General features: G+C 39.7%; 20 protein-coding genes. 18 read left to right on the top strand and 2 right to left on the bottom strand.

Annotated features, from left to right (window positions below; genetic code table 11):
• Positions 1-585 precede the first annotated feature (585 nt).
• Both EKQ44_RS04425 and EKQ44_RS04420 read left to right on the top strand, forming a co-directional pair.
• Positions 586-2556 (top strand): penicillin-binding transpeptidase domain-containing protein, encoded by a 1971-nt coding sequence (locus EKQ44_RS04425; RefSeq protein ID WP_237662334.1) that lies wholly within the window; start codon positions 586-588, stop codon positions 2554-2556.
• A 19-nt stretch (positions 2557-2575) separates the two neighbouring features.
• Entirely contained in the window at positions 2576-2854 is a 279-nt protein-coding gene (locus EKQ44_RS04420; RefSeq protein WP_237662333.1) for a DUF1871 family protein, read from the top strand.
• A 51-nt stretch (positions 2855-2905) separates the two neighbouring features.
• Here EKQ44_RS04420 and EKQ44_RS04415 read toward each other — a convergent pair whose 3' ends face one another.
• Complete coding sequence (locus EKQ44_RS04415; protein ID WP_223493520.1) at positions 2906-3436, bottom strand: YceI family protein; 531 nt, start codon at positions 3434-3436, stop codon at positions 2906-2908.
• A 213-nt stretch (positions 3437-3649) separates the two neighbouring features.
• On the opposite strand from EKQ44_RS04415, the gene EKQ44_RS04410 reads away from it, so the two are divergent.
• The 16 genes from EKQ44_RS04410 (at position 3650) to EKQ44_RS04335 (ending at position 21774) form a co-directional block, all read left to right on the top strand.
• Positions 3650-4423, top strand: a complete 774-nt coding sequence (locus EKQ44_RS04410; protein WP_237662332.1) for a S1 family peptidase — start codon at positions 3650-3652, stop codon at positions 4421-4423.
• A gap of 49 nt (positions 4424-4472) precedes the next feature.
• Positions 4473-7061 carry a DEAD/DEAH box helicase gene (locus tag EKQ44_RS04405; RefSeq protein ID WP_237662331.1) on the top strand — a complete coding sequence of 863 codons (2589 nt, stop codon included), beginning with the start codon at positions 4473-4475 and terminating at the stop codon, positions 7059-7061.
• 336 nt (positions 7062-7397) lie between these two features.
• Positions 7398-9140, top strand: coding sequence for a carbon starvation CstA family protein (locus EKQ44_RS04400; protein ID WP_237662330.1), 1743 nt, complete (start codon positions 7398-7400; stop codon positions 9138-9140).
• Positions 9141-9212: 72 nt separating this feature from the next.
• Positions 9213-9476 carry a cory-CC-star protein gene (locus EKQ44_RS04395; protein WP_237662329.1) on the top strand — a complete coding sequence of 88 codons (264 nt, stop codon included), beginning with the start codon at positions 9213-9215 and terminating at the stop codon, positions 9474-9476.
• A gap of 11 nt (positions 9477-9487) precedes the next feature.
• The gene (locus tag EKQ44_RS04390; protein ID WP_237662328.1) at positions 9488-10441 is read left to right on the top strand and encodes an ArsA family ATPase; all 954 of its coding nucleotides are present in this window, start codon (positions 9488-9490) and stop codon (positions 10439-10441) included.
• Positions 10442-10526: 85 nt separating this feature from the next.
• Complete coding sequence (locus tag EKQ44_RS04385) at positions 10527-11438, top strand: CBASS cGAMP-activated phospholipase (protein ID WP_237662327.1); 912 nt, start codon at positions 10527-10529, stop codon at positions 11436-11438.
• A 65-nt stretch (positions 11439-11503) separates the two neighbouring features.
• Positions 11504-12325, top strand: coding sequence for an adenosylmethionine decarboxylase (gene speD, locus EKQ44_RS04380; protein ID WP_237662326.1), 822 nt, complete (start codon positions 11504-11506; stop codon positions 12323-12325).
• A gap of 348 nt (positions 12326-12673) precedes the next feature.
• On the top strand, positions 12674-13105 hold the full coding sequence (locus EKQ44_RS04375) for a YrvL family regulatory protein (protein ID WP_237662325.1): 432 nt from the start codon (positions 12674-12676) through the stop codon (positions 13103-13105).
• A 102-nt stretch (positions 13106-13207) separates the two neighbouring features.
• A complete protein-coding gene (locus EKQ44_RS04370; RefSeq protein WP_237662324.1) occupies positions 13208-14332 on the top strand; it encodes an NAD(P)/FAD-dependent oxidoreductase in 1125 nt (374 codons plus the stop codon).
• Between the two features lie 70 nt (positions 14333-14402).
• Positions 14403-14777 carry a nucleotide excision repair endonuclease gene (locus tag EKQ44_RS04365; protein WP_237662323.1) on the top strand — a complete coding sequence of 125 codons (375 nt, stop codon included), beginning with the start codon at positions 14403-14405 and terminating at the stop codon, positions 14775-14777.
• Between the two features lie 371 nt (positions 14778-15148).
• Positions 15149-16633 (top strand): DUF6612 family protein, encoded by a 1485-nt coding sequence (locus EKQ44_RS04360; RefSeq protein ID WP_237662322.1) that lies wholly within the window; start codon positions 15149-15151, stop codon positions 16631-16633.
• Between the two features lie 170 nt (positions 16634-16803).
• Complete coding sequence (locus EKQ44_RS04355) at positions 16804-17730, top strand: hypothetical protein (protein WP_237662321.1); 927 nt, start codon at positions 16804-16806, stop codon at positions 17728-17730.
• 15 nt (positions 17731-17745) lie between these two features.
• A complete protein-coding gene (locus tag EKQ44_RS04350; RefSeq protein ID WP_237662320.1) occupies positions 17746-18381 on the top strand; it encodes a DUF4129 domain-containing protein in 636 nt (211 codons plus the stop codon).
• Positions 18382-18399: 18 nt separating this feature from the next.
• Complete coding sequence (locus tag EKQ44_RS04345; RefSeq protein ID WP_237662319.1) at positions 18400-19536, top strand: DUF4350 domain-containing protein; 1137 nt, start codon at positions 18400-18402, stop codon at positions 19534-19536.
• Positions 19533-20462: an AAA family ATPase gene (locus EKQ44_RS04340; RefSeq protein WP_237662318.1), complete on the top strand. Its 930-nt coding sequence runs from the start codon at positions 19533-19535 to the stop codon at positions 20460-20462. The genes EKQ44_RS04345 and EKQ44_RS04340 overlap by 4 nt, the downstream gene beginning before the upstream one ends.
• Complete coding sequence (locus EKQ44_RS04335; RefSeq protein ID WP_237662317.1) at positions 20413-21774, top strand: DUF58 domain-containing protein; 1362 nt, start codon at positions 20413-20415, stop codon at positions 21772-21774. Before EKQ44_RS04340 ends, EKQ44_RS04335 begins: the two co-directional genes overlap by 50 nt.
• On the opposite strand, the gene EKQ44_RS04330 is transcribed toward EKQ44_RS04335, so the two are convergent.
• Positions 21766-22728, bottom strand: a complete 963-nt coding sequence (locus tag EKQ44_RS04330; RefSeq protein ID WP_237662316.1) for a stage II sporulation protein M — start codon at positions 22726-22728, stop codon at positions 21766-21768. The genes EKQ44_RS04335 and EKQ44_RS04330 overlap by 9 nt on opposite strands.
• Between the last annotated feature and the right edge of the window lie 16 nt (positions 22729-22744).

Below are 22744 nucleotides of genomic sequence, written 5' to 3'. Positions count from 1 at the left end.
AGTTGAGATAGTCATCATAAGGTGGATAAAGACAATCTTGAGCGATTTTTGAAGTTGAGATTGTCATCATAAGGTGGATGAAGACAATCTTGAGCGATTTTTGAAGTTGAGATTGTCATCATAAGGTGGATAAAGACAATCTTGAGTGATTTTTGAAGTTGAGATTGTCATCATAAGGTGGATAAAGACAATCTTGAGCGATTTTTGAAGTTGAGATTGTCATCATAAGGTGGATGAAGACAATCTTGAGCGATTATTGAAGTTGAGATTGTCATTATAAGGTGGATGAAGACAATCTTGAGCGATTTTTGAAGTTGAGATTGTCATTATAAGGTGGATAAAGACAATCTTGTACGATTTTTGAAGTTGAGATTGTCATTATAAGGTGGATAAAGACAATCTTGAGCGATTTTTAAAGTTGAGATTGTCATCATATCATGTACTCCATGAAAACAACTTTTATAGCCATTAAAAATCAAACCTGCAAACTGGTTATTCCAAGAAACAAATGAATCTTTTTCCTTTAACCAATATGGAAATTCATGTATCCTTAAAACAAAGAGACAAGAAAGGATGGGGGCTTCAATGAAAAAGGGATTATTTACGATAATCTTATTGTTAATACTAGCCGGGTGTCAAAAGGAACCCGTCAATCCTTATGATGTATTAAACGACTACATAACTATTTGGGAGGAACAAGATTTCTCAAGTATGTATGAGGAATATCTCCAACCTGAATCAAAAGAGAATGTACCACTGCAACTTTTTGAAGAAAAACATAAAGAGGTTTATGAGCTTTTTGAAATGGAAAATCTACAAGTAGAAGTGTTGGATCAGGAAGTTGAATGGGAAGGTCAAGAAACCGTCACCATTCCAGGTAAGATCACCTATGACACATTTGCTAGAAAGATAGATTACGAAGTGAATTTTGTCATGGATAAAGTTCTAGATGAAGAGGATAACGAACATTGGTATATCCAGTGGGAACCCAGTTTTATTTTCCCTGAATATGATTTGACAGATGAGTTTGAAATTGAGTACACCAAAGCAACAAGAGGTGAAATTTTAGACAGTAAGGGGAACAAGCTTGCTGCTAATGAAGAAGTGATGAATCTGCATATCACTCCAGAAAAATTCGATGCTGATAAAGATTTAACACAATTAGCTCAAATGATTGATATGTCAGAAGAAGATATAATTAAAGAATATACTGTAAGTTGGGCTCAACCTCACTATGCAATGGTGATTAAAGATTTTCGTGAGAAAGATCAATCTTTAATTTGGGAAATTGTAAATGAATTTGAAGGTGTGGGAAATAATAGATCAATTGAGCGAGTCTATCCTTATGAAGAGGCAACAGCCCATTTGGTAGGTTATATCAGGGAAATCAATGGTGAAGAATTAGAAAAGTATGAAGGATATAAACCTGGTGATAGACTTGGAGTAAAGGGTATTGAAGGTCTATATGAACAACAACTTAGAGGCACAAAGGGCATGGAAGTTACCCAGATAAAAGATGGTTCAACAAAAACGATAGCTCGAACTGAACCCATCCGCGGAGAAGATATCACGTTGACTATAGACGCAGAAATGCAGGCCAAATTATATGAGACTATGAAGGATGATGCCGGTCTTGCCACTGTCATAGATCCTACAACAGGAAAAGTACTCAGCTTGGTTAGTACGCCGGCATATGACCCCAATTATTTCACGATGGGTCCAACACAGAGTAAAGAGGATAGGTTGAAAGAGTTGGGGATTGATTCAAACCTAAATCGTTTCCCATACACCTATTCCCCAGGCTCCACCATGAAGCTCCTTACAGCTATTATCGGTCTTGAAAGCGGCAAGCTTGACCCGAACCACCAATATGATATCCATGACAAGCAATGGGATATCGGAGGCAGTAAAGTAACAAGGGTCTATGAAGACGATAAGAAAGTAGATTTAGTGAGTGGACTGAACAACTCAGATAATATTTACTTTGCTAAAGCAGCAATTGACATTGGAATAAAGGATTTTGAAGAAGGATTAGCGAAATTAGGTATTGGAGAAGAACTTCCTTTCGCTTATCCTCCTGTAAGCAATTCTCAAATTTCCAACTCTGGATCCTTCGACAATGAAGTCCTATTGGCTCACACCGCTTATGGACAAGGAGAATTCTTGTTGAACATCGTGCACCTTGCAAGCATTTACGGTGGGGTAGTCAATGATGGATCAATGATGAAGCCTTTACTATTGGAGGAAGAGTCATCTGATGTTTGGAAAGATATCGTATCCCCTGAAAATGCTAAGCTTCTTCAGAACAATCTTAGAAAAACAGTTACAGAAGGTAAGTCTAGTGTGGCAAGCCTTCCAGGCCGTGAGATTGCAGGGAAGACCGGTACAGCAGAGATCAAGAAAGAAGAAAGGTTGGAGAATGGCCTTTGGGTTTCTTATGATCAGAAAGACCCGACATTATTGACCGCAATGCTGATCGAGGATGTTATCGACAGAGGCGGAAGCAGATACACGATAGAATTGACTAACAAATTCTACGAAGCTCTTTCAAACTAAATTGGGGCAGGTGTTATTGATGGAGGGTTATATCAGTGTATCCAAGCAAAGGAAAAAAGAAATCGTCACCAAGATTGTTAATGAATGGGACCCGATGGATCTGCTTGCAATGGGAGCCGGGGAAGACAGGTACCAACAAGAGATAGAAAAAATGGTAGATGCATTACAACAAGTTAACACGGTAGACGAATTTGCTGAACAGATTAAACAGTATATGGATTATTCTTTTTCAACTGATTTTTCCTCCATAACATGCTTGCAAGTTGCGGTATTAATTTGGGAAGAAGTGAATAAATAAAAAATAGGGAATTGCCAATGCGACAATTCCCTTTATTTTTCTAGATAGTCCTTAACCTTTAGCAGCTTGAAGTTGCAATGCAATTTTAATCTGATCTCCAACCAGCACGCCGCCAGCTTCAAGTGGAGCATTCCATGTTAAGCCATAGTCACTTCGCTTAAGTTTTCCTTCAACTGCAAAACCTGCTTTTTCATTTCCCCAAGGATCTTGACCAGTTCCTTCAAATACAACGGAGAATGTTTCTGATTTTGTGGTACCACGTAGAGTAAGATCTCCTGTTACGTTATATTCGTTATCGTCTGTTTTTTCAATGGTTGTCGCTTTGAACGTCATTTTTGGATGATTATCTACATCAAAGAAATCAGCAGAGCGAAGGTGAGCATCACGGTCACTGCTACGTGTATCGATACTTGCAACATCCACTGTAAATTCAATATCAGCTGTTGTTAAATCTGTTGGATCTGCAACGATTGTTGCATCATATTCATGAAATCCGCCTTTAACTGTAGCGAACATCATGTGCTTCACAGAAAAGTCCACTGTGCTGTGGGATTTGTCTACATTCCATACTGTTTTAGCCATAATAATATTCCTCCTAAATTCCCTTTTAATAAAATATCTTTAATTCAAGATTTATAACTTCAAGATAAATTATATGCTCGGTATGATAAATTGTCAACAACTATTTTTTCCTATTATTTACTCTGTTTTAAAAATCTGAGATACAAACCGTGACAAGGGAATATTCTTATGATATGTTTCATGAAACACCAAGTTGAGATAAGAGGTGGAGCTTTGAAAAAGGACGAGATGGAAGAATTAGAGGAGTTTGAGGAGCCTTCGTTGGAGGATTTCCAAATAACCGAAGAAGAAATAGAAGCGAAAGCAAAGAAAAAACAACAACGACAAAAGACAATCAAGTACATAACATTTTTTATCATATTAGCTTTATTAGTGAATATATGGGGCATCTTTCCCCGTATTGTGAATATCCCCTCTATACAATTTTTGTTAAAATCCAATGAATTATCAAAAGATAGTGATATACAATCATGGAAGGAAGCTATCGTAACCATTAATGGAAATGGTAGGAAAGGTACAGGGTTTGTGATTGACCCTGAAGGCATAATTGTTACAAATTTTCATGTTGTTGATAAAATGGAGCTAATCCAGATTTCCTTTTCCACTGGAGAAACATACTCAGCAGAGATATCTATGGTAAATCCTGATAATGATATCGCATTGTTAAAGATTGTTGGACGTGAAGAAAATCTCTCCTCACTTCCGTTAAGTGATAAATTGGTGGAAGCAAATCTACCTATTTATATTATTGGAAATCCACTCGCACATACTTTCGTTGTAAATGAAGGTACTACAGGTGAAATGGTTCGTTCCTCTCTACGTTCGGAAGTTTTAATCATTGATGTTCCTGTTCATTCCGGTAACAGTGGGAGCCCTGTCATTACGGAGGACGGTGTAGTGGTGGGGGTGGTATATGCAACAACGAAGGAAAATAAGGGACTTGCTATACCAGCGAAGCAAATACTAGAGCTTTTAGACTCAGATTAAAACTAACATCTAAAGTCTCTAAACACACATTTATAAAGGAGACTTCATCATGGACAAATTGACTATTATTCACTACACATCCTTGGATCGAACAAAATTTAAAATTGAGGAAGATATACAGCAGTATTTTGAAACGAAAGAGGATTTGCCAACCTTTGTAGAATATATGGAAGATCGAAAGCATTACGTGGAACAAATTTGGTACAATGTGTGGCTAAATAAGGTGACAAATGATGTTCCCCGAAAAGAGAAAAAACAGATATTGAGTGCACGAGGCTTTGAAGTAGAAGGGATAGACAAGAAAATTATCAACCAACTATTCAAAAACGAAATGAGGGAATATGAACCTTTTGATGCCGTGGAGTGGTTACAGAATTCCCCCAATACGAATCCATCTGTTTGGGAACAAAAGTACGTAGAGGCCCGTGAGCATTTCCAAAAAAGAATGGAAGAAAAACGCCTGCAACTACGAATGGATGCTATTACTGATACGGTTGATCAGGCTGCTCATAAGATAGTGGAAGAAAATCAATCCAACTATTTTTTATATGTCAGACACTTTGTTGCCAAGAAGGTAAAAGAGGACCTACAAAATAACCCAAAGTTTGAGGAAACAGATTCCTATAGAAGGGAAGATGTGTTAAAAGAGGCTGGACCTATGAATGCTTATGACTATCATACGATGAAGGATTTCTTTAGTGAGCTGACAGGTGCTGTCCATCAGAGTTTTGATTATTATGAAGAGTACTTGGAGTATGAAACGTATTATTTTTTCTATGAAAAAAGAATAACGGATTACCTGTTCGGGTTTCTCCCGGGGCTCATAATGAAAGACCTACCTAGCGAGATGTTATCTGAGTATTCAACCGTCACAACGGAAGAATTCACGGTATCTAAGCTAAGAAAACTTCTTGCAAATTCTTTCTATTTATTGGTCAATAACTATATGGAACAACTACAAGGAGAATTTGTTACAGACCTCCTTGAACTTGCAGAACAACCTTTCAACTTAGAAGTTCATGAGAAATATTTAAAAAGGGATATCAATGACCGTAAACGTAAAGAAGAAGAGATTCTGGCAGAAATTCAAAGAAAGCAAGAAGAAGAAGAGAGGATGCTAGAGGATATCTTTGGAAGGGAGTATATTCCCTCCAATGGTAGGAGTACAAGATACGTTATACATATAGGGGAAACAAACACAGGAAAGACTTTTCAGGCCTTACAAAGAATGAAAGAAGCAAAAAGCGGCCTTTATCTTGCTCCATTGAGACTATTGGCCTTGGAGGTTTACGATACCTTAAATTCCGATGGAGTTCCATGCTCCCTTAAAACAGGGGAAGAAGAGAAGCTGTCACCAGGTGCCTCCCATTTCTCTAGTACGGTTGAAATGTTTTATGAAAAAGAATTCTATGAAGTAATTGTGATTGATGAGGCTCAAATGATTGCAGATAAGGACAGGGGCTTTTCCTGGTATAAAGCCATTACAAAGGCTAATGCGGATGAAGTGCACATTGTGGGTAGCTTCAGTATGAAGGAAATGGTTTTGCAGCTTCTTGGCGATGCCGCTATAGAGATTAACGAGTATACAAGGGACACACCTCTACAAGTAGAGAATCGGCCGTTTACTCTATCGGATACAAAAAGAGGCGATGCTCTTGTATGCTTCTCGCGCAAAAGGGTCCTAGAGACGGCATCCGTACTTCAAAATAATGGCCACCAAGTCAGCATGATTTATGGAAGTATGCCTCCTGAAACAAGAAAGAAGCAAATGCAACGCTTTCTCGATGGGGAAACAACTGTGATTGTTGCTACAGATGCAATTGGAATGGGATTGAATTTACCAATTAGAAGAGTGGTCTTCTTGCAAAATGAAAAGTTTGATGGCACTCGCAGGAGACGTTTAACTTCACAGGAAGTGAAACAAATTGCTGGTAGGGCAGGCCGCAAAGGTATGTATGATGTCGGAAAAGTGGCATTTACGGGAGACATAAAAGCAATGGAAAGACTTTTAGGTGGGAAAGATCGTCAAGTACATACCTTTGCGATTGCCCCAACTAGTTCTATATTGGAACGGTTTCAGAAGTATTCCAACAAACTAGGTGTATTCTTTGACCTGTGGGAAAAGTTCGAGAGTCCTGCAGGTACAGAGAAGGCCTCTCTACATGAAGAACAGATTCTGTATGAAACGATCGAGGACACCATGATTGAAGCTAGGGTAACAGTCAATGATCTGTATGGTTTTTTACATCTTCCATTTTCTACAAAAGAGCAAACACTCGTTAACCAATGGAAGCAAACTATGGAAGCTATCGTAACAAGGGATGAATTGCCCGAACCGTTCATGAATAAGGATAGCCTGGAGAATGTGGAGCTATCATATAAGTCAATCGGGCTTCATTTGCTCTTCTTATATAGATTGGACAGAAGAACGGAAGCGGCGTATTGGGAAAGAGTGAGGGAATCTTTTAGTGACGAGGTGCATGAACGTCTGCAAACGGACGTGAAGACGCTGACCAAACAATGCAAGAAATGTGGGAAGAGACTGGATTCTGATTTTAAATATGCAGTGTGTGATGCCTGTCACTTTTCGAAACTACGGAAAAAGCATAAGAACTTTAATATCAAGCGACCATTTTAGAAGCTTATTATGTAAGGAGGTGCTATAGGAGCACCTCTTTTTTAAACAAAAATGACATATGCTTCAACAAAAAATCCCCCTTGATTGGTTATGTATTCATATATATTTACATGAATCTTCCACATTATAAGTCTATTTGTCGGAATATTCAATATAAACTAGTACATACGACACCATTAGAGAAGATCTGACAATCATTACTTTTCACCCATTTTACTACCTACTCCTAAAGCTAGAGTGTATTTAGTATGAATTTTCTGAATTCTATATTGACAACGCTTTCACAGATTAGTAATCTTTTCTTGTATACATATATAGAAAGAGGGAGGAATTAGGGTGAATTCTGTATGGTTGGCAATTGTCGGATTTATCGTTTTTGCTCTGGGCTATCGTTATTATTCCAAATTCATCGCAGAAAAGATTTACCGCCTGGATCCAGATTATGTTACACCTGCCCATAAGTATAATGATGGGGTGGATTTTGTACCAACGAAGAAGGTTGTCCTTTGGGGACATCATTTCTCCTCTGTGGCTGGTGCATCGCCTATTTTAGGCCCTGCAATTGCACTTTACTGGGGATGGGGACCAGCATTCCTTTGGGTCATACTTGGTACGGTGTTTGCAGCCGGTGTTCATGATTTCGGAACTTTGGTGCTTTCAGTCCGAAACAAAGGACAATCTATCGGTACGTTGACTGATCGCTTGATCGGTAAACGTGCTAAGATGCTATTTTTATTTATCATTTTAATATTAGTTCTTATGGTCAATGCTGTGTTTGCATGGGTTATCTCCAATCTATTCATTCAATTTCCGGCTGCGGTCCTACCAATCTTCATCGAAATTCCAATTGCAATCTGGATCGGCTATGCCGTCTATAAAAGAAAAGCAAAGATGCTGCTGCCATCCTTGATTGCACTCGCTGTCATGTATGGGACGGCGGTACTAACAAGTAAGGTGCAATTCTTACAAATCGATTTGGTTCGTTATTTCGGTGGGGCGGATAACACGGTAATCTTCGGATTGGACGGGGTATCCATGTCCTTCTTTGTCTGGATCGTGATACTTCTGATTTACTGCTATATCGCATCCACCTTGCCTGTTTGGAAACTTCTGCAACCACGTGATTATATCAATTCACATCAGTTGGTTGTAGGTTTATTGATGCTTTATGCAGGATTGCTTGTATTGCGTCCTGAACTTACAGCCCCTATGACAAATGAAGTAAGTGATGTCTCCTGGTTCCCATTGCTATTCATCACCATTGCTTGTGGGGCCATTTCCGGATTTCATGGACTTGTTGCATCGGGTACAACTTCCAAACAGTTGGATAAAGAGACAGATGCTCGCTTTGTCGGTTATTTGGGATCTGTAGGGGAAGGGGTTCTTGCCTTGATCTCCATTATCGCCGTTGCGACTTTGTTTGCAAATGCTGGTGATTTCAGGGCCGCGTACTCAGACTTCGGTGCAGCTAGCTTGGGGGGGATGTCCAACTTCATCAATGGGGCGGCCCAACTTGCTACAGGTATCGCCATACCGCCTGACATTGCCCGAACGATCGTTACAGTAATTGTGGTCAGTTTTGCCGCAACGAGTCTGGATACTTCTTTACGATTAATGCGCTATATCATTGCGGAAATTGGAAGCGAGTATAACTTTAAGCCGTTGACAAAAATGCATGTTGCGACATCGGTAGCTGTTGTTTCTAGTGCTGCGTTGGTGTTGATACCTAAAGGTCCAAATGGCTTTGGTTCAGGTGGTTACTTGCTCTGGCCACTTTTCGGTACAAGTAATCAGCTTTTGGCGGGTGTCAGCTTACTGTTAATTTCCGTATGGTTGAAAAAACAAGGAAGGAACTTCTTCTATACTTTCGTGCCGATGGTTTTCATCTTCTCTATGACCCTTTATGCGATGTTTGTTCAAGTGGTGTTCACATGGTCAGGACTCGGGGAAACAGATGCGAATATGCTCCTATTCATTCTAGGTGGAATAATCTTCGTCTTCGCATTTTGGATCATCTTAGAGGCCTTTAGAGTATTCTTTAAGGATGATAAAGAACCACCGATAGATCCATCCATGTAATAAACCAAGGGGATGAAGCGACTTGCGGCATCCTCTTTCTTTCCTAATCGATAAAGCAGAAAGGAGCCCAATATGGACATCCTGGAAAAATTCAAGAAGGTCATCGAGATCTACGATGAAATACTCCAACAGCCACACAGAACTGAAATTGCAAGGGAGTTGAGGGAGGAAGAGGACTTATTCACCCTGCTTTGCTTTTCTGAAATGCTGGGACTTCCAAATCCAGCATTTTACTACACCCTGGAGCTATATCCATTTGTCATAGAAAGGTTCCATGATTGGCATCTCCGAATGGGGATGGAAAAATCACCGCTTAATGGAATACGCTGCTGCTAGGAGGAGTTTGTATGAGTAAGCTTTTAACCCATAAGATTATGTTTATCGGCGGTAAAGGAGGAGTAGGAAAATCCACTACAGCTTCCGCAATCGCACAATTACTATCAGAAGGCAAAAGAAAAGTACTCTTGGTTTCAACAGATCCTGCCCATAATATTGGGGACATTTTTCATGTTAAGCCCAAAGATACACCATTACCAGTCAGTCCATTCCTGCATCTACTGGAGATTGATCCACAGACCGAATCAAAAAGGTATATAGACGAAGTTAAAACCAATTTAAAGGGTTTGGTAAAAGCGACCATGGTGGAAGAAGTGCACCGACAAATAGACCTTGCCAGTGCTTCACCAGGAGCTGATGAATCCGCTCTCTTTGATAAAATCACTACCATAGTATTAGAAGAATTCGAAGCATATGATCACATCATTTTCGATACCGCTCCGACTGGACATACAATCAGGCTGCTTTCATTGCCTGAACTTATGAACGTTTGGATCAGTGGGCTTTTGGATAAAAGAAAGAAGGTCCAGCAAAACTATACTCAGCTGTTAAATGATGGAGAGCCGATGGATGATCCGATCTTCGATAAATTACAAGCAAGAAAACAGAAGTTCGTAAAAGTAAGGGATATTCTGCTTGATCAACATAAAACAGGTTATGGATTCGTACTGAACGCAGAACGACTACCCATCCTTGAAACGGAAAAAGCTATTAACATGTTGGATAAGCATGACATTAAGGTATCCACCATTTTTGTAAATAAAGTTATTCCAGATCATGCAGATGGTGTTTTTATGGAAAACAGAAGGAAAAATGAACGACCTTATTTACAGCAGATTCATACTATTTTTCAAAAACAAGAAATTATTAAAATCCCTTTGTTCGAACATGATATTTCCACAGCAGAACATCTACTGAAGTATAAAGAGACACTGAAATCTACTCAAACTATCTTTAACTCCTAAGAAAAGGACATAGATCCCCTTTTCTTAGGAGTTTTTTAGTTGTAGATGGAAAGCCTAATTAAAAACGAGTGCGGGAGTAATGTACATGAAAATGTTATGTCTTGATGGGGGAGGGATCAGGGGCGTTTTTGCAGTTTCTATTCTCCTTGAAATAGAAAAAGAGTACAACCAACCGGTTTCAGAATTAGTGGATCTTGTTGCCGGAACTAGTACAGGTTCCATTATCGCTTCATCCATATCAATAAAAAAACCGATGGAAGAAGTGTTAACTGGATACAAGGTATTTGGAAAAAAGATATTCACCCGTCAAGCGAAGGTAGGGCTGTTTAAAAGTATCTACAGCGATCGCCATCTACGTCGCTTTATCATGCAGGCATTTGGGAACAGGAGGATGACTGACATTACAAGTCCCCTGTTAATTCCTGCTGTGGACCTGACACATGGCCGGCCTTTTGTTCACCGCTCCAATTTTGGAAATAAGGCTGCGAAGGATCTCTCCATTCATCTTTGGGATGCTGTGCTTTCCTCCTGTTCTGCTCCTGTTTACTTCCCTCCAAACAACATTGGAAATGACTATCTATCCATTGACGGGGGATTGTGGGCAAACAATCCCTCTATGGTATGTATAACGGAAGGGTTGGAATATTTCAAAATGAATCTAGAAGACATGGAGATACTGTCCATTGGAACAGGGCTTCAAAAAATTGATTTTACCATTCAGAAGAATAAATATTGGGGTGTTAGACAATGGCTGCCATTTCACTTTCCATCCATGAAGGTCACTCCCAAACTTTTAGATCTTGCTTTACAATTATCATCTGAGTCTGTGTCCTATCAATGCCAGCACCTTTTGGGGGACAATTACATCCGGCTTAATAAAGAGCTTGGAGAGGAAATACCCTTTGACGATATAACATACATGGAAGAACTGATACAACTGGGTCAAACGGTTTATTATGAGCAGAAAGAGTTGATCAGGAACTTCCTGAAATGTTGATTTGTTTTTTTCTATAAGAGAAAGGGTACTATAGATAATAGAAAAAATTGAAGGGGGAATAAGATTTGACTTCAGAAAAAAGGATTACACTACATGAATTTAATAATTTGACTAAGTCTCTGAGTTTCAACATGTATGATATTTGTTATACCAAAACAAAGCAGGAACGGGAAGCCTATATAGATTACATCGATGAACAATACAATGCTGATCGTTTAACCAAAATATTGAAAAATGTTGCGGACCTTATAGGCGCCCATGTATTGAATGTGGCCAAACAGGACTATGTGCCACAAGGTGCCAGTGTAACCGTTCTTGTTTCTGAGGGACCAGTGGTAGAGGTTCCGAACGAGTCCTATGAAGAATCACCTGGACCTTTGCCGGATTCAGTGGTATGCCAGCTTGACAAAAGTCATATTACCGTCCATACCTATCCGGAATACCATCCGGTAGAAGGAATAAGTACGTTTCGCGCTGATATTGATGTATCAACCTGTGGGGAAATTTCTCCATTAAAAGCATTAAACTATCTGATTCATTCCTTTGAAACGGATATTATGACCATGGACTACCGTGTACGCGGATTTACAAGAGATATAAATGGTAACAAGCTGTTTATTGATCATGACATCAACTCTATACAAAACTACATACCGAACGACGTGAAAAGCCTGTACGATATGATTGATGTCAACATCTATCAGGAGAATATATTTCATACAAAATGCCGCTTAAAAGAGTTTGATTTGAACAATTACCTATTTGGTTATTCCAAAGATACGCTGACAGATGATGAGCGGTATGAAATTACAAACAAGCTTACAAATGAAATGGATGAAATATTTTATGGGAAGAATATCAATTTCGGCCATTCTGAAAAAGATTAAAAAACAATAAAGTAGCGGTAAGTCAATTAGACTTATCGCTTCAGTGTATAGACAAAGTCCATAAATGATGATAGTTTCAAGTTGATCGCAGTGGAAGGAGCGGAGACTCCTGCCGGAGGAAGGACTGGGAAGACCCCGCAAGGCGTAGCCTGAGGAGGCTTCCGGACCGCCCGCGGAAAGCGAAGCTCCTACAACGGAGATCAACTGTTTCAACAGTTAACCTAACTAAATTATAGTTTGTCAACAGTCTGTAGCGGTAAGTCAATTAGACTTATCGCTTTTTTATGGAATGATTTCTCCAAGTTCTGAATAACTCCTATTAATAGGATTTATAAAGGGGTTGTCAATATGGGGCACGATAACGATCCGAATCTGAGCGGTACAGATAAAATCATCCTGGCCATTTCTATGACGTTTCTGGTTATTCTTGCTATATTCGTCATTGGCGGCGGGTTTGTTTTTGGATTCGCAGGACTTTTTCAGCTCTTCAGTGTTAATTATGAATCAAAAAGCGCTCTAATTTACTATGTGATGTTATTGATCCCTCTCACTTTACTATTTGAAGTAGCAACATTCTTCGTTTTACTCCGAGTTATCATTCTTCTTAAAAAGCGTTGGGCCATCCTTGCGACAACAGCTGCTACCAAATATCTATTCAGCTGGATTCCTTTGTATGTAACAGATGAAATAATTTCCACCATGACAGTTCCTCTTCATACAGAACTTGTTGCTGCATTACTCCTTTGTCTTCTTGATAGTATTTTTTACAAGAAAAGATGACTAACCTCTTTTATTTTTTAACTCTAGAGACCTAGTGAATTGAGAACATCGACCAAATCCTGTACACTTATCAAAGATATCATTAAGAAAAGGGGCATATGGATGAAAAGTGTAATAATAATCGGAGCGGGTGTACTTGGAGCCTCTACCGCCTACCATCTATCCAAAAATGGTGTGAGTGTGACCGTTGTGGACCGCTTTGATAAAGGACAAGCAACAGATGCTGCAGCAGGAATCATCTGCCCTTGGATTTCCCAGCGACGAAATAAAGCTTGGTACACACTTGTTAGAAAAGGAGCGAAATATTATACCTCCCTTATAGAACAGTTACAACTGGACGGCGAAACGGAAACCGGGTATAACCGTGTTGGGGCGATCAGTTTACATAAAGAGCCGGAAAAACTTTTGAAATTGGCGGAAAGAGCCATAAAAAGAAGGGAAGAGGCACCTGAAATTGGTGAGGTTGCAGTTTTGAGCCCCGCTCAAACAAAAGAGCTTTTCCCAGTATTATCAGAGGAGTATGGATCCGTACTTGTAAGCGGAGGAGCTAAAGTAAATGGAAGAGCTTTACGCAATGCGCTAATAAATGCATCTAAAAAACATGGCGCAACATACATTTCTGGCGATGCGAAGCTTGCGAAGAAAGCTGATTTGGTAACAGGGGTTCAAGTGGGAGAGAACAGAATCCAAGCCGACCAAGTAATACTTACCTGTGGTGCTTGGTCTAAAGAAGTCCTTCAACCAATTGGAATCCACTTTAAAGTCGTTCCACAAAAAGCTCAAATTATCCATTTGAAAATCTCTAACAAAGATACACACAATTGGCCTGTTGTGATGCCACCGAACAATCAATATATCCTTTCTTTTGACAATGGAAGGATAGTAATGGGTGCAACGCATGAAGATGAAGCAGGCTTTGATACCAGAGTGACGGCTGGAGGTATGAATGAAATTTTAGGGAAGTGCTTGGAGGTAGCTCCTGGACTAACTGATGGTACTGTATTGGAAACAAGAGTTGGTTTCCGTCCCTTCACACCTGGTTTTTTACCTATTATCGGTAAGCTCCCAACGCATGAAAATGTTTTACTAGCAAATGGCCTTGGGGCATCCGGATTAACTAGTGGTCCTTTTTTAGGTGCAGAGCTTGCAAGACTTGCAATGGGGGACCCAATGGAACTTGACATTCAAAACTACGATATTCATGGTGCAATAGAGGAGCAATTGTAATAACACTATAGCTATTACTACCTGATTGTGTTACCATTTAGCTCTACTGAAAAAGAGGACGTGACATATATTGATTAACATATCTATACCAAACCCGAGCGTTTCCATTACAGAACGCCAGCAAATTCGAGTACAAGATGAGCCTATCATAACACCTATCAATGGGTTTATTGATTTCCACAAAATACCAAGGGACCAAGGTGGAATTTTTATGTTCTTTAACATAAATGATGACTTGCTCTTCGTGGGCAAAGCAAGGAAGCTTCGTCAACGCATTAAGAAGCATTTTGAAGACAATGTTTCCCCAATAAAGAACCATCGAGATGAAGTATATCGGATTGATGTTTGCATCGTTGAAGATCCAATGGAAAGAGAAATTTATGAAACATATATCACCAATACTTTGCGAGCAAAATACAATGTTGAAAAGGTTTTTTATAAATAAAGGCAAATGAGCCGTTCTTTCACACCAACTAGGGTGAAAGGACGGCTTTTTTTATACGCTCTGCTAAAGCATACTGTATATTTTAGCAGCAACCGATGTTGATTGATTGGAACAATGGGCGAAGATTCCTCAGGGAGATAGCGTTTAGAGGAGAACCACAGGTACAAGCAGAGGAGGTTCCCCAAACGTCCTAGAAAAGCGAAGCCAAGTGCGGAGAGCAACAGCATTTTTTAACAGAGCCTAGGTATTATTAAATACTGAAGCAAACGGAAAATGTATCCAGTTTAGGACTAATGGTTTACTTATGGAAATTTATGTGTATTTAACCAAATATAGAATGAACTTACAAAAATAATAAACTGGAGGCTTCTATGAAAAATTCCCTTTCTTTTTTGACCCTTATCTTATTTCTGCTTCTTTTATCAGGATGCAACAATGAATTGGTAGAGGAAACGACAGCTGAAGCTGAAACGGTAAATGAAGTGCTGACGGTAGAGAAAGTGATCGATGAGTATATGGCTGCCCATGAAAATGTAACTAATTTGGAAGTAACCTTTTTGGAAACAGTTCAAACTCCAGAGGAATATACCACGGAAGGGACGATGCAAATCGACTTGGAAAATGACAAAACGTATATGGAAAATATTAAGAGTGTTGGCATAAACCTCATGTATAGAGAAAAAGAAAGTGTCGTGGTAAGCGATGGTGAATTTACTCAAGAGAGTATGGGCCAGGAACTGCAACAGTTGCTGATGATCATCAATTTAGAGCAGGAAATGCACACCAACTCGATTTCGTTTTATCAAAAGTATGACCCTGATTTTGCAGAAAAGCTTAGCCTCCAAGAAGAAAATGATGATCACTATGTCCTAATATATGATGCGGAACCGGAACAGAAAGAAGAATTGATAACAAATGTTATGGTAGATTATTATTTTGAAGATGACGGCAGTTCCATTTTTCCTGGGATAACACCAGATCAATTGAACGGAAATGACTTCGCCTTTACTGTCTATATTGCAAAGGATACCTTTCTTACTGCAGAAGTCGAAGAAACAATAAGTTATGCATTTTCAAATGCAGGAGAGAACTTAGAATGGGAAGCAACAAGCAACTATTCTTATGTATTCAACGAAATAGATCAAATCCAAACACTAGAACAGAACAATACGAATACAGCTTTTGAAGAGGAAAACGAAGAAGTTTCCTCTTTGGAAAATAACAACACTTATGAAAGCGATCCGGAAAAGGAACTTCATACATTGGAGGCCCAGCTGTACGTAGATGCCCTCATACAGGCTACAGTGTTCCAGGATGTAGAAGCTTTTGTCAACCTGCACCCTTATTCTACAGACATGGAACTTGTTAGAGAAAAAGGGGAAAACCATCGCCAAATGTTTAAAGATATTTTCATTTCTGACTTTATGAGAGGTTTTAACGAAAATTCCATTTCCCACTTTATTAGTGATGAACAAGCAAATGAGTTCATGGAAGCCTTCTTGTCGGCTTTAAGTCAAACAAGATACTATACGGAAGGTGCCACTTATGACTCGACGAACGATATCTTTTTAGTTAGTGTTTCCATTGAAGGTTTCAGTATTGAAAAGTTAATTACAGAAGTTCTACTACCAATTGCTTATCGTTTTGAAAACGGTGAATTAAGTGAGTCTCAAGCAATGGAAATGTACATCACGAACCTCACCATGCGACTTCAGGAACCAATCGTACTTGAACCTCCTGCAACAGCTGAAGTGCCTGTAATAAGAAATGGTGAAAGTCATTATGAAGTCCTTATGCAAGACTCCTATTTAAGCCATTTTGTCAATTGGACGGAACAGGAAGTGGATACATGGTAAATGGATAAAATATAGAAGCATGATGCCTTCCATTCTAGGATATTTTAGGAGGAAGGCATTTTGTTTGTATTTTTGTAAAAGAGAATAAATAAAACTCGAAATTTAATAGAATAATGGTAAAATAGTCGATATGACAACATATGGAATAGTAGTTAAGAGGAGGATAAGTGTTGAATAATCAATTGAATAAACCTAAAGGATTCGGAGAAATCCTAGATCAGACATTTAGAATTAGTAAATATAAGTTTAAGGACTTTTTTATTATTTTATTAATGCTTGTTGGACCCATTTATCTATTACAAGCGATCATTGATTTAGCTTCCGGTAAGAACTTCTTGCGTCAAGAGGCGACCGGAGAAAACTGGTATGAAACTATGATGAGCAATTTTGAATTTGCTGAAGCTTCCTCTACCAATCTAGCAGCAGATCTCGGTTTTGCTTTTTTATCATTGATCGTTCTATTTACATACCCAATTGCTCAAGCTGCAATTTTAATAGGAGTGAATCATTTAAAAGAAAATCGTGACTTTACGATTGGTTCCCTAATTAAGCAGGCTATTAGCCGATTCTTTCCTATGATTGGGTCTACCATTATTTATGTGCTAATCGCATTAGGCATCTTTATTGGGCTATTATTTACCGGTATTTTTTCTTCCATGATATTTATCGTTGTGGAATTTATTATCGGAACCATCCTTTCCATCGTTATCTGGATAGGGTTGTTCTTAATTGGCGCTTTTCTACTTACAAGATGGAGTTTTTATTTTGGTTCGGTTGTCCTGGACAGAAACTCCCCTGGTCTGACACGAAGTTGGAGACTTTCAAAAGGCAGAAGCTTCAAATTGATTGGATTATATATGATCTTCATTTTTATTACATTTTCCATTGGAATAGCTTTACAGCTATCTTTTCAAGCTTTCCTGGGGGACAGCGTGTTACTTGGATTGATTGTCAGTTTCACCACTTTGGTGACGACGCTTATTATGGCTGTAGGATATGCTGTTATGTACCTAGACTTAAAGGTTCGTCATGATGCGGATGACTTAATAGATTTAATTGATGACTATCACACTAGTAGGATCGACGACGTTTTATAGGGCAGGTGATGAACTTTGCTGAAGGAAGAAGAAGCAAGGGAGAAGCTGGAAGAAATTTTAAACGGGGATGAGTACCGGATCTATTATGCTGATACTAGGAATTCATTGCAAAAGTGGTGGGAAGAAATAAAGGCCTGGCTGGCAGACTTTCTCTCCAGGCTTTTTCCATCCATGGACGATACAAGCGGAACAGCCGGAAACATTTTGATTCTTTTGTTAGGGCTTGTGATTATTGGAATGGTAGTTGTCCTGGCCCTGTACATAAGCAGATACAGAAAAAACAAGGTCTTTAAAGCCAAACAGCCATTTCGCTCTAGCAATGAATTGGAATGGTCTTATCACCAACATATCGATGAGGCAAAAAAATATGAAGGAATGAAAGACTATTCGTTGGCAACACGACATCTGTTCTTAGGGATGCTCTTATATTTCCACGAAAAAGAATGGTTGGAAGCAAAAATTTGGAAAACGAACTGGGAGTATCACGAGGAATTGAAAGAGGGCCATAAAAAACAAGCGAATCTTTTTAAAAACTTTGCCCTATTGTTTGATCGGGCAACATATGGAAAACAACAGGTCCATAAAGATGAATATCAACCATATCTGGACCTTGTAATGAGATGGGTAAATGATACCGACGATGAAAGCTAGATGGAAGGAGGGAGGCATTTGCAAAGTTCTTCAGCTATGAAAAAGAGTTGGCTATGGCTTGGTCTACTACTCTTATTATTCCTGATCTGTAGCTACTTTATTTTATCCAAACAACCAAAGGAATTCGCACCTTTTGATTCCGAATCCCCCTCTCCCAATGGAATAAAGGGATTCTATACCTACTTGGATAATGAAAGCTTTGATGTGGACAGATGGGAACAGCCATCTACACTACTTCCAAAAACACAAGGTCGTCAATTGTTACTGATGGTTGAACCATACTTCATGCCCGACACTGAAGCGATGGAAGATTATATCAGTTTTATGGAAAAAGGAAACACTATCTTAATGATGAAGACCAATCCAAGGGGCTTTTTTGATTTACAAACCACATATATAGAATTATTGTTTCCTGAAACAACCGTGTTTGATTCCCATGAAAAAAGCCACGTAGCAGACATGTATTCTACCGTCAGAATAGATGTGTCAGGGGATGATGAGGTTCTGCTTTCTGATTTTCACGGTGCTATTGCTGTGAAGCGGACATACGGAGAAGGGGCCCTTATTGTCTCCTTGGCTCCTAACTGGCTTATGAATGGAGAAATCTTGACAAAGGACCATCTTCCATTAATACTCGGCCTTTTACAAGAAGAAGGAATGGATTATACCAATATTCTTTTTGATGAATTCAATCACGGAGACACCGGTTCAACCTCCCTAGATGTCTACCAGGATTGGTTTTTGCTTTTACTTTTTCAAGGCTTGATAATAACTTGCTTTTTGCTTTGGATGCTTGGAAAAAGATTTGGTCCGATTTTACATCCTAGAGAAGAAACAGTCCGGTTCAGTGATGAGAGCATTCGTGCATTGGCAGCATGGCACCTTAAGGGCAATGCATATCGCGATTCCCTCCTAACACAGGCGGATTATGTAAAGTACTTGATGCAAGATAAGTGGGGAGTACCTTTCAATAAGGATTGGAAAGATTGTGCGGAAATTCTACATAGGAAATGGAAGACGAAAGATAATGGAGAAATTGATTTGTTTTTACAGCAATTAACAACGGTGTTAAACAAAGAAAAGATATCGAAGCAGGAATATTTACTATGGTCCAAACAACTGGACACATTACGAAATGAGGTGGAAGAGGGATGAAGCCTGAATTAGCATCTCTTCTTGAAAAATATGAGGAAAGAATACTTGGACAACAGATGAATGTAAGACTTCTACTAGCTTCCGTATTAGCAGGGGGGCACGTACTGTTGGAAGGGGTGCCTGGAACGGGGAAAACACAGATGGTTCGTACACTCGCCACGTTAATGGGAGGTACATTCAATAGGATCCAATTTACACCTGACCTCTTGCCGAGTGATATCACAGGAAGCTCTATCTATAATATGAAAGAAGGGACATTTGAAACATTAAAAGGCCCAATCTTTACAAACATCATGCTTGCAGATGAAATAAATCGTACGCCAGCAAAAACCCAGTCGGCTTTACTGGAGGCTATGGAGGAGAAGCAAGTAACTATACAAGGGGAGACTTATCCATTGCCAGAGGTGTTTTTTGTCGTGGCAACTCAGAATCCGATTGAATATGAAGGAACTTACCCTTTGCCTGAAGCACAGCAGGACCGATTCCTATTCAAGTTGAATATCGATTTTCCAAGGCTTGAAGAAGAGACAGAGGTTCTAAAACAGGTGATCGGCAAAAGGTTTACCCATTCTGACGTCCCACCCGTATTGGATATGGAGTCTTTCCTTTCGATAAGAGAAGAGATCCAGCAGGTCACACTTAGTGACAATATCTTGGATTATATTATGCAAATCGTCAGAAAAACACGAGAGTCGGACTCCATCCGCTTTGGGGCAAGTACCCGTGCGGGAATTTCCATTGGTAGAGCTGCACAGGCTTGGGCCTACTTGAGCAACCGGGACTATGTAACGCCTGATGATATAAAAATGGTGACAAAACCAGCCTTACGACACCGCATACAATTATCTCCTCATATGGAATTGGAGGGATCGACTGTTGAGCAAATCATTGAAGAACTTGTGGGAGCGGTTCCTGTTCCGAGATAAGGGTGTTCTGCCAACAAAGAAGCTGTTACTCCTATATGCTTTTCTTTCAACAGGGTTCATTATTGCAAGCTTTTTTGTAGCAATTTCATGGCCTGTCATCTTTTTGCTAAATGGATTTTTTGTTCTTTTCACCCTGGTGGACCTTGTGTTCTCTCCAAGTAAGGATGTATTGAAAGTTACCAGGGTTCTACCTTCTGAGATGGAGCGTGGCATTACCTATGCTGTCAAGATGGTGGTGGAAAATCCATCCGATCAGGACATGTTTTGTGAGTGGAAAGATGGAATCCCACAGTCCTTTGACAGGCCTTTCCCAATAAGTGGCATGGTTGAAAAAGGTTCCAAGAAGTTGTTCACCTACCAAACAACTGCCCCGGTAAGAGGAGACTATGAGATTGAGAAACTCTTTTTACGCTATAAAAGCCGTATCGGTTTGTGGCAAAAGCAAATGACGGTGGAGCAACGCCGTTCCGTTAAGGTGATTCCTGACTTGACGGAAACAAAGCAATATTTGGAGAACGCACAAAGATATCTGATTCATGAAGGAGTTAACATTCGCAAACAAAAAAGTGGAGTCGGGGAATTCGCAAAGATCCGGTCCTATGTGGTCGGTGATGACCCTCGAAAGATTAACTGGCGCCAAACTGCAAAGTTGCAGGAAGTCATGACGAATGAGTATGAACCAGAACATGGAAAGTATATAACGATACTAGTGGATTGTGGAAGAATGATGGGGGCCGAGCTGAAAAGAGGAAATCGCTTAGAGAAATCGCTTGAAGCAGTCCTTACAGTAGCAACAGCCACCCTGCAAAAAGGGGACTATGTCGCTGTACTTGCTTTTTCTAAAAAAGTGAAAGCCTATGTTCCACCCGCCAAAGGAATGCAACACTTGCAAACCATCTTACAGTCGATCTACAACGTGCAAGTCGATGCAGCAGAATCCAATTATGCGGAGGTTTTTCAATATTTACAGCTTGTACAGAAAAAGCGGAGCCTCATTCTTTTGTTCAGTGATGTTAAAACATTTCTATATGAAGAAAGCGCCCTCATCTATTTAAAAAGAGTCAGACAAAGGCATCTTTTCTTTATGATTGGGGTCGAGGACGAAACGTTGGTTACAAGAGCAAAGTCCGCTACCAACAACCTGGAAGCAACCATGATAAAAGCTATCGCACAACAGCAACTTCTTATAAAGAAACGCGAGAAATTAAAATGGGAAAAACAAGGCCTCTTAATGATGGAGGCCCGTGAAGAGAGACTTGCAACAGCCGCTGTCTCCCATTATATTGACACTATCAACAGAGGTCTATTGTAACTGCGATTTTTGCAATCTGAATTTACCTATTGCAACGTAAAGAATCAAACCGATGACCGTCATACCTGCAACAAAATACTTGGCTTCCAGCGGTATAGCCGCAGGGGTAATGAATCCTTCAATTATCCCTGCTATAATGAACAACGGTATGGTCCCAAGCAGCAGTTGGACAGAACGCTTGGCATTCACTTTCAGCTGGTAGCCTCTTGAATATTCTCCAGGCACAAACAGCTTATAACCCATCAGAAGACCCGCACCACCAGCTATAAAAATAGCTGTCAATTCAATCATACCGTGGGGAACGATGTATGCCCAGAACTCGTATGTCATACTATGATGCCAAAATAACCCTGCAATGGCTCCGACAATGACGCCATTGTAAATTAATACATAGACTGTCAGCAGGCCAAAGGTGACTCCACCGGCAAACGCAAGAATCGCCACCTGAATATTATTCGTCAATATGCTGGCAGACATCACAGGAGCATCCTGCATCCCATCACTCGTACCAAGCTTTTCTGGATCGATGCTTTGTGCCATATCAGGAGAAAGAATGGAATACACATAAAGAGGGTCTTGCAACACAGCAAAGAATGCCCCAAGCCCTCCAACAGTGAATAGAAGCATGGCAATTACTACAAACTTCCATTGTTCATAGAGTAGTCCGATGAACTTATGTCCAAAAAAATCACCCGCCTGCTTCCAGCTCGTAATCTGATCTTTATATAGTAGATTATGAGATTTGGATATGAGTCCATTTAAGTACACTGTCACTTCTTCTTCGGGAAAGTAGGTCTGACTGTATGATAGATTCTGCGCAGCCTTTTGGTAGAGTCGGTGGAACTTTTGCAGATTTTCACCCGTTATATTTTTTCTTTTATGTAAGTCGGTAGCAAGCTGTTCAAGCTCTTTCCATTGATCACGATGTTGTTTTATAAATTGTTTGACATTCATCCCTTTACACCTCGTG

Source organism: Sutcliffiella horikoshii (assembly GCF_021991925.1).
Taxonomy (GTDB): domain Bacteria; phylum Bacillota; class Bacilli; order Bacillales; family Bacillaceae_I; genus Sutcliffiella_A; species Sutcliffiella_A horikoshii_F.
This window is presented reverse-complemented; position numbering and strand designations above follow the sequence as displayed.

Coding starts and splice junctions, on each gene's coding strand:
- EKQ44_RS04425 (WP_237662334.1), top strand. CDS start 586: ATGAAAAAGGGATTATTTACGATAATCTTATTGTTAATACTAGCCGGG.
- EKQ44_RS04420 (WP_237662333.1), top strand. CDS start 2,576: ATGGAGGGTTATATCAGTGTATCCAAGCAAAGGAAAAAAGAAATCGTC.
- EKQ44_RS04415 (WP_223493520.1), bottom strand. CDS start 3,436: ATGGCTAAAACAGTATGGAATGTAGACAAATCCCACAGCACAGTGGAC.
- EKQ44_RS04405 (WP_237662331.1), top strand. CDS start 4,473: ATGGACAAATTGACTATTATTCACTACACATCCTTGGATCGAACAAAA.
- EKQ44_RS04395 (WP_237662329.1), top strand. CDS start 9,213: ATGGACATCCTGGAAAAATTCAAGAAGGTCATCGAGATCTACGATGAA.
- EKQ44_RS04390 (WP_237662328.1), top strand. CDS start 9,488: ATGAGTAAGCTTTTAACCCATAAGATTATGTTTATCGGCGGTAAAGGA.
- EKQ44_RS04385 (WP_237662327.1), top strand. CDS start 10,527: ATGAAAATGTTATGTCTTGATGGGGGAGGGATCAGGGGCGTTTTTGCA.
- EKQ44_RS04375 (WP_237662325.1), top strand. CDS start 12,674: ATGGGGCACGATAACGATCCGAATCTGAGCGGTACAGATAAAATCATC.
- EKQ44_RS04370 (WP_237662324.1), top strand. CDS start 13,208: ATGAAAAGTGTAATAATAATCGGAGCGGGTGTACTTGGAGCCTCTACC.
- EKQ44_RS04360 (WP_237662322.1), top strand. CDS start 15,149: ATGAAAAATTCCCTTTCTTTTTTGACCCTTATCTTATTTCTGCTTCTT.
- EKQ44_RS04340 (WP_237662318.1), top strand. CDS start 19,533: ATGAAGCCTGAATTAGCATCTCTTCTTGAAAAATATGAGGAAAGAATA.
- EKQ44_RS04330 (WP_237662316.1), bottom strand. CDS start 22,728: ATGAATGTCAAACAATTTATAAAACAACATCGTGATCAATGGAAAGAG.